The following is a 14,173-nucleotide window of genomic DNA, read 5'->3' on the forward strand; positions in this document are numbered from 1 at the left end:
CTCAATGCCCCCGACACTGGCGGCAGCCGCAGCCGCCGGATCGATGCTTGGGCGCGGCGCGGGCCATGGGCGTCGTCGCCCGTCCGGGCAGGTCTTCCCAGCTGGGCCGGCGGCGGCCGTCCTGGATGGACTGGGGCGTCATCCGGGCGCTGGAATAGACGGTTCCGTCGACCGGCATGGGCGCGCGGGGCAGGGCGGGAGGCGGTGAGCCGCGCACCGGCAGGGCGGTCGGCAGGGGACCGCCGGCGCCGCCCGGTTGGGCCGGACCGCCAGGCTGGCCGCCGGCCGCGCCGCTGGCGCGCAGGGTGTTGACCGTCTTGGCCAGGCCGGCCGCCGAGGTGCCCGGCTTGGGTCCGTCCGGGGCCCAGGGCGAGCTGGGCTGGGTCGCGCCGGCCGGGGCGCGGACCGGCGGGGCCAGGCGGCCCAGCCCGGCCTGGCCGACGTCCGATACGCCGCTGGTCGCCGACAGCGCGGCGCTGCCGAACACGTCCAGCGCCGCGGAGGCGTCGAGGCTGAACCCGGCGTCCAGCGACACACCGAAGTCGACGGATACGCCTAGCTGAGCCGAGAGCGAGAAGCTGGCGTCCAGCGACAGGTCGAAGCTGGCGCTGGCCGAGAAACCCAGCGAGAGCTCGCCCGAACCGAGGTCGAACAGGCTGTCGGCGCCGGCCGCGGTCGCCGCCTCGCGGGCGTTGGCCGGGGACGGGTCGGCCGTCGCCCGCGACAGGTCGTCGGCGTCGACCACATAGTTGAAGTTCTGCTCGGTGAGGGTGAGCTGGACCTTGCTGCGCAGAGGCACGCCGGAGGGGGCGAAGAAGTCGAACGTCTCCTGGTGCGAGGTGATCACCCCGTCGAACAGGATGTTGCCCCACTGGAACTGCACGCGGCAGGGCGACTTGTCGGTCTTGCCGCCACCGCCGCCGCTGCTGCTTTTGCCGCTCCCGCCGCCGGGCTGGGGGACGGCCGCCAGTAGGTCGGCGATGGGCTTGGTGCGGCGGCGCACGTCCAGGGCGGTGTCGTCGTTCAGGTCGCCGTCCTCGACCACGTCGTTGTCCTTGGGACGGGTGGTGTCGAAGATCGCCTCGAAGGCCAGGGTCGCCGAGGAGGCGCCGACGCTCTGCACCTGCTGGCGCCCACGGCGGCCGCGATCCTGTTGCTGGCCGGTGGTAACCTTCAGGGTCAGGGTCTCGGGATTGAAGTCGAACTTGATGGCCTTGTCGGTCTGCAGCGTCGTGCCGGCCGTGTTGTACGGCGTCAGCTTGGCGCGTTTGAGGGCGGCGCTCATGCGGCCCCCCGCGAGAGGCCTTCGTGGACGATGTGCAGTTCCTCGATCGGCGCGTCCTTGGGATCCACGGCGTTGAGGTCCGCCGATTTGACCTTGGTCACGATGCCGTTGACGAACGACCAGCTGGCCTGGTCGCCGGACGCCTCGCCGTCGGCGGGACGCATGTGGATCGCGCCGCTGACATAGGGCAGGGGATAGCCGCCGTCGGTGCAGCGCCCGATCCATTCCCAGAAGGCCGCGTCCAGCGAGACGCCACGCTTCAGGACCAGCGGCGTCGCCGTGGTCTTGCCGACCAGCTGCCGTGGCCCGGCGTGATAGCCGCCCTCGCGGAAGGTCACCGGCTCCAGGGTCAGCTCAAGGCCGGTCACCTCGCTGAACGCCCCCTGGGCGCCTTGGGCCAGGCCGGTGTCGCCGCCATACTGCGAGGCGTAGATGTCGACCAGGAAGTTGAAGCGGGTCAGCAGGGCGTCTTCGCTCATCCGAACGCCCCCACGCTGGGGTTTTCGCCGCCGTCGCGGATCAGGCGGAAGACCAGGAACTCCGCCGGGACGGCGGGGGCCACGCCCACCAGCATGATCGCCCGGCCCTGGTCCAGGTCGCGCTGGCTCATCGTCGTGTCGTCGCAGCGCGCGAAATAGGATCGAGCGGCCGTGTCGCCGGCCAGGGCGCCGGCGTCGAACAGGCCGCGCAACCGCGTCGTCGCCGTATGGGTCATGGCGCGCCAGAGGGCCGGGTTGTTCGGCTCGAAGGTCGCCCAGGCCAGGTCCAGCGCCAGTTGCGCCTTCAGCCAGTCGATCACCCGGCGGACATTGATGTGGGTCCAGTCCGGATCCAGTGCGGTGGTGCGCGAGCCCATCAGCTGCACGCCCTTTTCCGTCTTGCGGATGACGTCGATGCGTTCGGCGTGCAGGAAGCCGGCCTCGGGCAGTCCGGGATCCTCGGCCAGGCCGAAGACGCCCGCCAGGGTCTGGGCGCCGGGCGAGGCCCAGACGCCGACCTGCCCCTCGACGCGGGCGATCAGCCCCGCCGCCGCCGCCGAGGGGGGAGCCACGATCGCCGCGCCCAGGGGATCGCCCACCGGCGCGGCGCGCAGCCAGGGGGCGAACAGGGCCGCGCGACCGGACGCCAGGGCGCGTCGCCAGCCGATGATGTCGCCGGCGGCCAGGCCGGGCGGCAGGTCCAGCAGGGCGATGCGGCCGCCCGTCGCCTCGCAATGCCGGGTCAGCCGGTCCTGGGCGGTGCGCAGGTCGTCCAGGCTCGCGCCCAGTTGCGGATAGGGCAGGACGGCCGAGGCGTTCGGTTCGGGCGCATGGACGCAGGCGCCGAAGCAGGGCGCGTCGTCGGCGAGCGCGGGTTCCGGCGCGTCGTCCGGCGGGGTCGGATGCAGCAGGTCGGGCATGGCGACCAGGGCGATCGGATCGGTGGGCTGGGTTTCGTCCCAGACCGCCAGGACATCCAGGCCGCCCGGGCGATCGGCGAAGGTCAGCAGGCCGGTCGCGGCGTCGCCCGGCTCGCCCGGCGTGGCGTCGAAGAAGTGGTCGCGGGTGGTCGTGGCGCGGGCGTCGTCGCCGCTGTCGGGCGCGACCAGGTCCAGGGCGTGGAACGTCAGGCCGTCCGGCGCGGTCAGCAGGGCGGCGCTGGGCGTCAGGACGGCGTCGCGCAGCAGCAGGCTGGGCCGGATGAATTCCGAACCGGCCGGATCGTCCTGGTCGCCCCAGGCGGCGTCGGGCTCCTCGCCGCCCGACAGACGGGGCGCCAGCAGGGCCTCGCTGGCGGCGCGGCGGCCGATCAGGCGCGGCAGGAAGTCGGGATGATCGGGATGCAGGGCGGCGTCGTCCCAGCGCTCGACCAGGGTTCCGCCCAGGTCGACGTCCAGGCGGACCAGCAGCTCCTCGGCCCCCGCCAGCAGGGCCGGGTCGGAGAAGGCCGGGGCGAGGGCGGCGTCCAGCGTCACGGCGGTGACGCCGCGCCGCGGCGTCGCGGCGGCGGCGATGCGGACCACCAGGCCGGCGGGCGGCGATCCGCCGACCAGGCGCAGGGTGACGCCGGGGCGGGCGCGGTGGGCCGGGGCGATCAGGCCGCCCTCGGGCCAGGCGGGATCGCCGACCGGGGCCAGCCGCAGGGGCAGGGCGCGTCGCTTCACCGTCGTGCGCAGGCTCAGGCGGTTGGCCCAGGCGCCGGGGTTGCGGGCGGCGATCGCGCCGTCGGCGGTCAGGCCCGGCAGCGCCAGGCGGGCGGTGCGCGCCTTGGCGGCGTCCAGGCACCGCACGACGACGCACTGGCGTCCGCCGTTGGCGAAGAACGCGCCCACCGCCTGCGGCAACAGCATGCCGCCGGCCGCCGCGCCGAATTGGGTCCGGAAGGCCGGCATCGACGTGACCAGCGTCGGGGTGTTGACCGGGCCGCGCTCGGCCAGGCCGACGAAGGCCGCCGTGCTCAGCCGCACCCGTCGCGGCCGCTGGGGACGCGCCAACTGCTCGTACAGGCCCGGCGGCGAACCGGTCCTGTAGGGCGCGCCCGTGAACGCGCCGCCGTCGTTTCGGAGGGCGGTGTCCATGGCGTCACGCGTAGGCGATGTCTTCGCAGACCACGACCAGCTCTTCCATGGCCACGTCCGTGGCGCCCTTGGCCGCCAGGGTGGGACCGGTCCACTTCTGGGGGCGGGCGTTGGTCAGCTGCCAGGTCGCCACCGTCGCGCTGCGATCCTCGCTCAGCAGCTCGATGACGATGCTGGCCTTGGCGGCGATGGTCCCGTCCTTGGCGGCCTTGAGCCACTGGAACAGGTCCAGCGAGCCGACCAGGCCGCGCTTGAAGGTCACGTCGCCCGCCTTGTTCATCAGCGGGATCTTGCGGACGTGGTTCACCGGATCGCTGCCCACGCGATAGTCGGCGTGGGTGATCTCGGCGTTCATGCCCGAGACGTCGGAGAAGGCGGCCTTGATCTCCGCCCCGGTGCCGGGGGTGATGGTCACGCGGAAATTGAACGGACCGTAAGGGTCGTCACGCTGAACAGCCATGGCGCGTCTCTTTCAGTCGAGGAATGGGCGGTCAGATGATGGAGGCCTCGGCCGTCCACTGACCGATGCGGAAGATGACGAACTCGGCGGGCTTGGTCGGGGCGACCCCGATCAGGCAGATCAGCCGCCCGGCATCGAGGTCGCCCTGGCTCATGGTGGTGCGGTCGCAGCGCACGAAATAGGCCTGCTCGGGCTTGGTCCCCATCAGCGCGCCGCTGCGCCAGGCGTCGTAGAGGAAGCTCTCGATGGTCAGCCGGATCTTGAGCCACAGCTGCTCGTTGTTCGGCTCGAACACGGCCCACTGGGTGCCTCGGTCGATCGAGTGCTCCAGATAGATGAACAGCCGCCGGACGTTGACATAGATCCATTCCAGGTCGCTGCTCATGGTGCGCGCGCCCCAGATCAGGTTGCCGCGTCCCTCGAAGAACCGCAGGCAGTTGATCCCTTCGGGGTTCAGCACGTCCTGCTCGCCCTTGTTGACGCTGCGGCTGAACCGCAGGGCGCCGAACACGGTCTCGTTGGCGGGGGCCTTGTGGACGCCGCGCTCGATGTCGGTGCGGGCGTAGGCCCCGATCACCGCCCCCTCGGGCGACAGCTGGATGGTGTCGCGCGGGCCGCTGGTCGCGGGGACCACCAGCCAGGGATAGTAGAGCGCCGCGTAGCTGGAATCGTGCATGCCGCGCACCTCGCGGATCGAGGAGGCGTCGGCCCCCTGGTCCCCGGCCAGAACGGCGAAGCGGTATTTCAGGCTGGTGCAGTGGGCGATCAGGGCGTCGCGCACCGCCTGGCGATCGTCGGCGTCGGCCAGGGCGGCCGAACCGGGCGCGGCGACGATGGCGATGTCGTCCCGGTCGGCCAGGGCCGCCAGGCCCCTGGCGTCGTGCCCGCTGCCGCCGCCGGAGAAGACGGTGGCCGTGGCGGCGATCCCGTCGCCGCCGCCGGTCAGGGCGAAGGGCGAGCCGTCGACCAGGGCGCGCAGCAGGCCGGCGGCGAACTCGGCGCGGTCGGTGGCGGTGTCCGACAGCAGCGGGATGTCGAACCAGATGCGGTTGGATCGGTCGGACGGCGCCTCGACGGGAACCGACCAATCCTCGGTGCGCAGGACCGTGCCGACGAACTGGGCGCTGTCGGGATGGGCCGACAGGTTCTGCAGGACATCGGTCCGCGAGCCGGTGGTGCCGTCGCCGTTCGGTTCGACCGACAGCGAGAGCGAAACCTTCTGGGCGAAGGTCACGGTCGCAAGGTCGACCACGCCGGTCTGGGCGGTGAGCACGGGCCGGTTGTTGCTGTCGAACGACACCGCGGCCAGCTGGGCCGGGTCGGTGGTCAGCAGATCGCCGGGCGAGCCGGCGGGGGCGGTGCTGCCGCGCACGATGCGGTTCTTGGCCGCCGCGCCGGTGGAGACCTCCAGGACGTCGCCCGGCTGGACGCCGGTGACCGTGGCGGTTCCGCCCTGCACGACGCGCAGGTTGCCGCTACGCAAGGCCTGGGCGCGCACGCGCAGGTTTCCGGCCAGGCCGGGATAGCGGGCGCGCAGCACGACGTTCCCGGCCGAGGTGACCAGGGGCGCCGAGGCGGCCGTGATGTCGTCTAGGGTTCCGCCGCCGGGAGGGTTGGCGATGCGGCTGATATAGATGCGGGCGCCGCCGTTCATGAAGAACAGGCGCACGGCGTGAGCCAGGTGGTTGATCGTCGGCGTACCGCCCAGCAGCAGGTCGGCGTCGTCGCCGAAATAGCGCTGGTAGTCCTCGAAACTGGTCACCAGGGTCGGGGCGCCGGCGGTCGGGCCGAACCGACTTTGGCCGACGAAGCCGGCGGTCGAGGTGGCCACGCCCTCGATGGACTTGGCGCGATAGCTGGTCTCTTCGACATAGACGCCAGGCGATAGATACTCGGGCATGCACGCGTCTCCTCTAGGGGGCTAGGGCAGGAGCTCGATGTCCCAGCGGGTGCGTTGGCCGGCCTGAACGGGCAGGTCGGGGTGGGGACCGGCCAGCACTGCGCCGGCCGAGTTCCGAAGTCGGTGATCGCGCGCCAGGAACGGGCTGGCGGGATCGGTGAGATCGAGGTCGTCGAGGTCGGCGGGCAGGGCGCCGACGAAGCTGGGTCCCGCCATCGCCGCCGCCAGGGCCGCCTTGGGCGCGTGCAGGGCAAGGGCGCGGGGGAAGACGAACTTGGGCGGCTCGGCCAGGGAGCCGGGCTTCTCGGCGGGCAGCACCAGCACATAGGCGCCGTCGCGCGCCGAATAGGACACCACCTCGCCGCCGCCGGCCGTGGCGCAGGATATCCGCGCCAGGGGCACGGGCTTGCCGGTCGTCTCCCGCACCACGCCCCACACCGCGGTCAGGCCCGGGGGGAGCGCCGTCGAGGGCGCGCGGCGCAGGACCAGGTCGATCAGGGTCGGGCGCGGCGTGGAAGGCGGCGGCGCGCCGCGCTCCAGGGCCGCGCGGATGGCGGCGCGGTCGGGAACCTGCACGACGGTCGCCCACGGCATGAAGCGCCGCGCCGGGTCGGAAATCTCGATGCGCCGGGGGCCCGGCGGCAGGCGCAGGAAGCCGTAGAGCCCGGTCTCGGCGTGGAAGATCGGCGTCTCCGGGGCGCCTATGGCGGCCACCCTCAGGTCCTCGATGACGGGCGGACGGCCCGCGACGCCCTCGCCCACATAGAGCAGCGGACGCACGCCCAGCACCCCGACGGCGACCACCCTGTCGGGCGCGCGCTGGGCGGCCCAGACCAGCGGATGCTGCTCGAGCAGATCGTTCATGACACCCCGCCCGCCAAGACCAGGGTGCGGGTGTCGGTCATCGGCGCGTCGGTCGTCTCGGTCGGCGGCAGCCGCACCGTCCGCGCCAGATAGGGCACCGACAACTGGTAGGAGGCGTCGATGCCATCCCACAGCCGCCACATGTCGTCGACCGACACCGAGTCGATCGACAGCTTCAGGGCGTCATGCGGTTCCCATGCATAGTCGGGCGACAACAGCGGACCGGAGACCACCGCGTTGCGGTCCAGGATGTCCATGCAGTCGCCGAGCATCACCTGTTCGCCGGCGGCGGAGGACTTGCCCCACACGGCCAGCAGGTAACGCAGTTCCAGGCCCAGCGCCGTGCGGGCCGGGGCGGTGGGCGCGATACGCGGCAGGGTCACGTGGCGGCGCGTCTGGTCGACGTCGATACGGTAGAGGATCAGCGCGATGGTGTTCTGCAGATCCTTGGCGATCTCGCGCGGCGCCATCAAGTTGACGCTGTAGTCGCCGATCCGGCCGCTCTCGGTCAGCCGAGCCGTCAGCAGATCGACAAGGGTCTGGCCGCAGCCCGCGATCGACATTCTACCGTCCCTCGCACCTTGGTCCGAGCGCTCCCGCGCCGGAGGGCGGGCTGGTGTCTGTTTTTTGGAAAGCTACCCGGTGACCGTAGACATGCTCACCATAGGTTTCAATTGATAAATTGCACTACTAAGTTGACCAATGCGGCGCGGTCAGAAAACCGGCAGGAAACGGCCGTCGCAGGCCGGGCATCGGACCGCCGCACGCTCCGGCGCGGCGACGTCCGCGTTGGCCAGGGCGAAGTGGAGCAGGTCGAGGAAGAAGAAGGCCCCGACGGACATGCCGTCGACGACGTCTGGCGTCGTCTCCAGCGCGACGGCCAGGCGCAAGATGGCCAAGAACGCGGGGCTTCGACGCCGGTGCTCGCGTCCTTCCGGCGGATGATCGCTCTCCGGCGCCCATAGACGCCATCCCTCTTCTTCGCGGACCCGCGCATCAGGGGTCTGCAGGGACCGCAAGGCGCGCAGGCCTGGTGCGTCCGGGTGGAAGACGTCGAAGCCCCGGGCGCGCGGCCAGCCTTCCGGCCGGCCTCCCGAGGGCAGGGGCGAGGCCAGGAGCGGTGGTTTGAGCAGTACGCCCTGGTCGGTGAAGGTCCAGGGCGGCAGCCGAAGGGCCAGCCAATAGAAGGTCAGGTCCAGCTCGGCGCGGCCGTGGTCGCAATGGGGGCAGAGCGCCAGGACCCGCCCCTCCAGAGCCAGGTGGTCGTAGACCGTGTTGCGCACGTGCAGCAGGGCGCCCAGCCGTTCGGGATCCTCGACGATGGCCGCCAGTTCCGCCGCCGACGGCGGATGGCCCGCGAGCGTGTCGATCAGGGCGTCCAGCTCCAGCATCAGCACCCGCCCGGCCTCCCGGGGCGTGTGCTCTTCCGGCGGCAGGGCCAGGCGGACGATCTCGGAGACGGTGGGCGTGCGCAGCCGGACGGCCGCGCGCCGGCCCGATCCCATGTCGAGGTCGAAGGCGTAAAGAGCTTCAAGGGCCGGCGTCATCGAGCGGGAACCGTGTCTTCGCGGGTGGGTGCGGGCGTAGTCGCCGCCGCCGCCGGCTGGGCGGCCTGAAGCTCGGCGAGAGTGACCGCGTGAAGCTGGTTGCGGAACAGTGTGCATCCGCCCGCGCCCAGGTGCTTGATCGCCGCGGCGTTCAACGGGACGGCCTGCACCGCTCGCCTGTGCCCCCCGCCCGTCATGACCTCGCGCTCCGATCCGGGCTGGATGCCGACGAGCACATTGTCGGACGCCGACACCGAGCCCTGGGGGATGCTGATGATCAGCAGGTCGATCTCGGAGATCGAGCCTTCGAAGCGATAGACGCCGCCGACGGGAGCCTGCGGATCGGCGCTGGTGTGCACGCCTTCGATCTTCTGGAGCTGGTTGGTGATGGTCGTCATCTGGCCGGCCTGGTCTTCCAGGTCGCCGCTCGCCAGGGCCGCCTGCTCGTTGGCGGTCAGGGGATGAGCGCTGTCGGGTTCGCCCAGCAGGCCGGCGAGCCGGTGGATGTCGCGCTCGCGGCCGGCGGCGTTCAAGGTGTCCAGCTCGGGCAGGAACACCAGGCCCAACTGCTGGCTGCGGCGGCTGATCGCCGCCTGCACGCGCAGCGGCAGGGGCGAGGCGCCGCCTACGGGCGCCTCCTCCGACTGCGGCGTGCGGGGCAGGCGAGCGATCATGCCCTGCAGTCCTGTCTCCATGGCGCGCAGGCGCTCCAGATAGGCGGCGTAGTCGCCATGGTCGCGCACGAAGACGCGGTAGGAATCGATCGCGCCGGTGTCGCGATAGAGGGCGACCGGATCGGGGTGGGTCGGCGCGTCGGCCAGGGCCTGGGTGTAGGCCGCCAGCGCCGCTTCGATGACCGCCGGGGTCATGGCGCCGTCGTCCATGGGCAGGGTGGCGTCCGCGCCGCCGGCCTGGCCCACGCGCATCATGCGGCTTTCCAGCAGGGTGAGGCGGGACTCGGCGTCCCGGAGCTTGGCCTCGTAGGCCTCGCGGCCCGGCGCGCCCGGCGACAGCATGGGCGTGCTGCGCAGGCCGTACTGTTGCGGATAGAGGCGGTAGCGGGCGTTGCGCATCACCTGCTCGACCTCGGTCTCCTTCTGGCGCACCGACTCCCAGTCGACATGGCTGGCCGACAGCAGGTCGGAGAGCTCGGTCAGCTCGGTGTCCAGCCGGCTCCATTGCGGCAGGCCGTTGATCTGGTCGGCCGTCATCTGGTCCATCGACAGGCCGGTGTCGATGCGGGCGAAGGCGGCCAGGGCGGTCTGGGCGGACTCCGTGTTGCGATCGTCGCCGCGATGGGCTTCCACGCGCATCTCCAGGAATTGCCGGCGCAGCGTGTCCAGTTCATGGAGGCCGGCATAGTCGCCCGCGGCCCGCGTATAGGCCGCGTCGAAGGCTGTGAGCAGTTCGCCCTCCTTGGCGACCACGCGCGCGCGATAGCCGGCGATGTCGGTGGTGGCGCTGGAGCGCACGGCTTCGGGATCGGCGGCGCCCATCGACCGCAGCTCGGCCGGCTCTCGGCGGGCCAACTCCATGGCGCCGATCAGGGCGGTATAGTCGGTGATCAGCGGCCGCAGGTGCTGGGTGGCGGCGGTCACCTCCGAGGGGAGGAACTCGGTGACGCGCTCGATGGCGTCGAACACGCCGGCCCGCTCGAAAAGCGACATGATCGGCCCGGTCAGGAACATGATGCCGAAACCGGCGCCGACGACATAGGGATTGCCCGACCGCATCATGACCTGGCTGAGCGCCATCAGGCCCAGGGTGACGCTCTCCTCGATCGCGCTGTGGGCCACCGCCTGGGCGCGTTGGGAGTCGGTGTCGTAGTCGCCCAGCGCCGTCTGGGTGACGTTCAGCACCGACATCACCACGAACACGCCCGGGCTGACCGGCTGGGCCTGCATCATCCGCACGCCGATGGCCACGTTGCCGGCGCTGTGCACCGAGCCGACCAGGGTCTGGGCGGTGGTGGCGCGGCCCGTGGCCTGGGCCTCCAGCAGGGTGGCCTCGCCCCGGATCGTCTGGAACACCATCAGCGCGCCCAAGGGGCGTCCCGCCGCCTCGGCGGCGCCCCTGACGCGATCGGCCGCGGTGGGGCCCCCGCCCGGAACGACCACGACGCGGTTCTCGACCAGCCGGCCGGTGCCGGGTTCTCGCGAGAAGACGACCTCGCCTTCTCCGGTGTTCATCAGCGACCGCAGCTCGCGGTCGGTGTGCAGCAGTTCCTCTTCCAGCACGGGGCGGCTGGCTTCGGGCGCGGTGGCGCGCTGGGCCTCGAGCAGGCTGCGATAGACGCCGAGCTCGGCGGCCAGGTCGGCGCGCAGCGCGGGCGGGGCGTCGGCCGCCTGCATCCGCACGCGCAGGGCGTCGGCGCGCTGGACCGATTCCAGCATGCTCCGCGCCGGGGCGTCGATCGTCGAGCCGGCCTGCTGACGCAGGACCACCAGGGCGGTGTCGCTGATCACCGGCGTCGCGCTGGGTCGGGACGGCGTGAACTCACTCAGCAGCGGCGTCTGCAGGGCCGTGCGCAGCCTGGCCTCGGCGGTGGCCATGGCCTCGGGCAGCGGCTGGGCCGGATCGGGCGCGACGGAGGGCCGGGCGCTGTCGTGGGCGCCTCGCCAGAGGGTGTCGCTGGCGACGCGGATGTAGGCGTCGCGAGCGGTGGTGATGGCGTTTCGGGCCGTCTTGACCTGTTCGATGGCCACCCTGCGCGCCGCGTCCCGCGCTTTCTTGCCGGGTCCGGGGGCGGACCGGCGCTTGGCGACCTCAAACTGCTCGCGCAGGTTCCTGAGGGCTTCTTCGGCGTGCATGAGCAGTGGGTCGGTCGGGCGCAGGCCTTCGGCGGGCAGGCCAGACACGCCACTGACCTTCTGGCCGCCGGCGGTCGTGGCCTCGATCAGGCGGATATCCCGTTGCGAGGCGGCCAGGAACACCTCGAAGCCCAGGCTGCGCAGGAACCAGACCATGCCGGGATTGACCATGGAGCGGGTCAGCGCGTCGTGCTGCGCCGACACCACCACCATGTCCGCCGGTGCGGCGCCGCCGGGCGTGCCGGCCGCCGCGCGCTGGGCGCGCTGGATGTCCCGGATGTTCTGGACCATCCTGACGAAGTTGTTCAGCTCGGCGGCTCCGGCGATATGCGGGGCGCCGTCGGCCACCCAGCCCGACTGCATGTGGTGGGTCATGTTCCAGGCCTGGAACCGGGCGGGATGGCCGATCTCGGCCAGCGCCCGCTCCAGGGCCGAGCGGCCGGCGCGGGTGCCGTCGAGGCTGCGCCGCAGGTCGTCCGTCCGCACGTCGGGCACGACCATCAGCCTGTTGCCGCCCGGAAGGTCGATCACGTAGTTGGTCGAGGCGGTGTCCACCACCCCGTCCGGAACGCGCTCGGTGGGGTTCGAGGCGGCGGCGGTCTGCTGCCGTTGCAGGTGTCTCCCCGTTCCGGGATCGACGAAGGACGTGTCCGACACCGCGCCAGGGCCGCCTTCGCGGCGCAGGCCCTGGACCACCGGATTGGCGTCGGCCGGACCCAGGGCCGGCAGGGCGCCGAGCGGGGCGCTGTGGGCCACCAGGCGTCCGCCGTCCGGCACCAGCAGGTCCACCTGGGTGGGGTTGGCGGCCAGGTTGCGCAGCAGCGTGGCGATCGAGGCGCTGCGGGCGGTCTGGAACGCGGCCTCCCGCGCGGCGACGTCGGCGATCCGGCTGCCCTCAGTGCTCTCCCAGGCCGAGCGCTGGGCGTCGAAGGCGGCGCCGGCGCGGCGGGTGACGCCGTCGGTCTGGGCCGTGGCGATCTGCGCCAGCAGCTGGCGGAAGCGCGGATCGGCGAACTGCAGGGCGTTGACCCGCAGCCGGCCGATCGGAAAGCGCCGGGCCAGCTCGGGCAGCAGGCTGGTGTGGTCGGCATGGAGGTGGGTGATCATCACCTCGGCGATCGGGCGACCGTTCAGGATCCCGCTGACCCGGTCGGCGATGGCGGCGCTGATGTCCGAACCGCCGTCGGTGCCCACCCCGGCGTCGATCAGGCGCACGCCCTGGGCCGTCTCCAGGATCGTGGTCGCCCCGGCTCCGACGGCCAGGTGGTGATAGTTGCTGACGATGACGAAGGTGTCGGTGACCCGCACGACCTCCAGCGCCACCCCGTCGATGGCGACTGGCATCGAGAACGGCGCGGCGTACGGCAGGCTGTGCGGTGAGGTGGATGGGCCGGAGGTCGCCCCGCTCGCCCCGGCGTCGTCGCGGTCGCGCGGCCTGCAGACCGGCGCCCCGCCCGATCCTCCGGCCCCGTCGGTCAGGGCCAGCGGGATGGCGTAGTAGGTGATCGCCGTGCTGGATAGGATCGGCTCCTCCAGCTGGATCGTCACGGGCGCGGCGCTGACGCCGGGCATCGGCGCGCTGCTGACCTCCACCTGGGAGGGCAGGGTGGATGGCGCGGTAGGGGCGGGCTCGGGACCGATGAAGCTGTAGCCGCCGGCGTCGGGCGCCTGGCAGACGCCGTCCGGAACCTGGCGGCGCAGGGGCGCGCCGGGCGCCGCGTCGGCTTGCGCCAGGTGCGCGGCCTCGTGCGCCATCAGGCGCAGGTCGCGCGGGCTCTCGCCCGGTCCCAGCCAGATCTGGTCGTTCCGGGCGAAGGCGCGGGCGCCCAGGGCCGCGGCGGCGCTCCGGGCGGGGGCGTCGTCCAGCACCTTCACATGGCTCATGTCGCGGCCCAGGGCCTGTTCGATCGGCGCGCGGACCTCCGGCTTCAGACCCCCCGCGCCGTCGGCCGGGGCGTCCGGCGGCGGCGTGGGCGCATCGAGGCGTCGCGCGCGCATCGCCGCGTCGGCGACCTGGTCCGCCGCGGCTTCCTGCGGATCGGCGACGCCGCCGACCTGGATCGCCTCGGGCGGTCCCAGCCGACGATCCAGATAGCCGGCGCGCTGGACGGCGGCCTCGGTGGTCGGCGCGGCGCCTGGACCGGGCTTCAGCCGCAGGGGCGATCCGGACACCGCCTTTCGGCCGGCCGCGCACTGGCCGCAGGGTTCGGCGGGCGCGCAGGCCCGGCACGGCTCCAGGCCCGATCCCGGCGTCTCCCGGGGCGTCTGCCGGAACGGGGAGGGCGGGCGCGTCTTCGCCGCGTGGCCGTCTTCCCGCGCCTTCGGACGCGACTCCCGGGCCGAGGTCGCCATGGCCTAACGCTTCTGTAAGCGTTCGGGCCAGCGCTCTGGCGCCCGGACAGGCTGGGTCGGGGTCCTCGGCTGTTCCAAGCTCGCGCGGCTCCCCTGCGGTCTTGTCCCTGGGGTCTTGTCGAAAGCAATCAGACTGAAGCGGCTCTCGGCTCCGGAGCTCCCATGGGGAGGCGGCCGACGTCGCGCGTCGAAGGCCCAGGCGGGGCGCTCTTCGCGACGGCCGTCAGCTTAGCATCGAACGGCGTTCGTTCAATTCTTGAGGGTGAAATTGGATAGTGCGCTTCTTGAGGGTATCCGCCCAGACGGCGGACAGAGGGATCAGGCGGGCCAGGTTTGAGGTCGACAACCGGCGGTTGGCGCACGTTGGCGTAGGTAATGGCCGGGCAGGGAGCCCAGCC

9 protein-coding genes are annotated in these 14,173 nt (G+C 72.3%); all 9 read right to left on the reverse strand.

What is annotated here, in order from left to right:
* Nucleotide 1: 1 nt before the first annotated feature.
* The gene (locus tag DDF62_RS14745; protein WP_116489794.1) at nt 2–1,285 is read right to left on the reverse strand and encodes a CIS tube protein; all 1,284 of its coding nucleotides are present in this window, start codon (nt 1,283–1,285) and stop codon (nt 2–4) included.
* Nucleotides 1,282–1,764, reverse strand: coding sequence for a phage tail protein (locus DDF62_RS14750; protein WP_058346232.1), 483 nt, complete (start codon nt 1,762–1,764; stop codon nt 1,282–1,284). The genes DDF62_RS14745 and DDF62_RS14750 overlap by 4 nt, the downstream gene beginning before the upstream one ends.
* Nucleotides 1,761–3,842 carry a phage tail sheath C-terminal domain-containing protein gene (locus DDF62_RS14755; RefSeq protein ID WP_116489795.1) on the reverse strand — a complete coding sequence of 694 codons (2,082 nt, stop codon included), beginning with the start codon at nt 3,840–3,842 and terminating at the stop codon, nt 1,761–1,763. Before DDF62_RS14755 ends, DDF62_RS14750 begins: the two co-directional genes overlap by 4 nt.
* A 4-nt stretch (nt 3,843–3,846) precedes the next feature.
* Entirely contained in the window at nt 3,847–4,302 is a 456-nt protein-coding gene (locus DDF62_RS14760) for a phage tail protein (protein WP_116489796.1), read from the reverse strand.
* Between the two features lie 31 nt (nt 4,303–4,333).
* A complete protein-coding gene (locus tag DDF62_RS14765) occupies nt 4,334–6,202 on the reverse strand; it encodes a phage tail sheath subtilisin-like domain-containing protein (protein WP_116489797.1) in 1,869 nt (622 codons plus the stop codon).
* A gap of 21 nt (nt 6,203–6,223) precedes the next feature.
* Nucleotides 6,224–7,066, reverse strand: coding sequence for a hypothetical protein (locus DDF62_RS14770; protein WP_116489798.1), 843 nt, complete (start codon nt 7,064–7,066; stop codon nt 6,224–6,226).
* On the reverse strand, nt 7,063–7,629 hold the full coding sequence (locus DDF62_RS14775; protein WP_116489799.1) for a Pvc16 family protein: 567 nt from the start codon (nt 7,627–7,629) through the stop codon (nt 7,063–7,065). Before DDF62_RS14775 ends, DDF62_RS14770 begins: the two co-directional genes overlap by 4 nt.
* A gap of 150 nt (nt 7,630–7,779) precedes the next feature.
* Complete coding sequence (locus tag DDF62_RS14780) at nt 7,780–8,613, reverse strand: hypothetical protein (protein WP_116489800.1); 834 nt, start codon at nt 8,611–8,613, stop codon at nt 7,780–7,782.
* Entirely contained in the window at nt 8,610–13,595 is a 4,986-nt protein-coding gene (locus DDF62_RS14785) for an eCIS core domain-containing protein (protein WP_208866875.1), read from the reverse strand. Before DDF62_RS14785 ends, DDF62_RS14780 begins: the two co-directional genes overlap by 4 nt.
* Nucleotides 13,596–14,173: the final 578 nt, after the last annotated feature.

Origin of the sequence: Caulobacter radicis, assembly GCF_003094615.1 — a bacterium.
In the GTDB taxonomy this organism is placed as follows: Bacteria; Pseudomonadota; Alphaproteobacteria; order Caulobacterales; family Caulobacteraceae; genus Caulobacter; species Caulobacter radicis.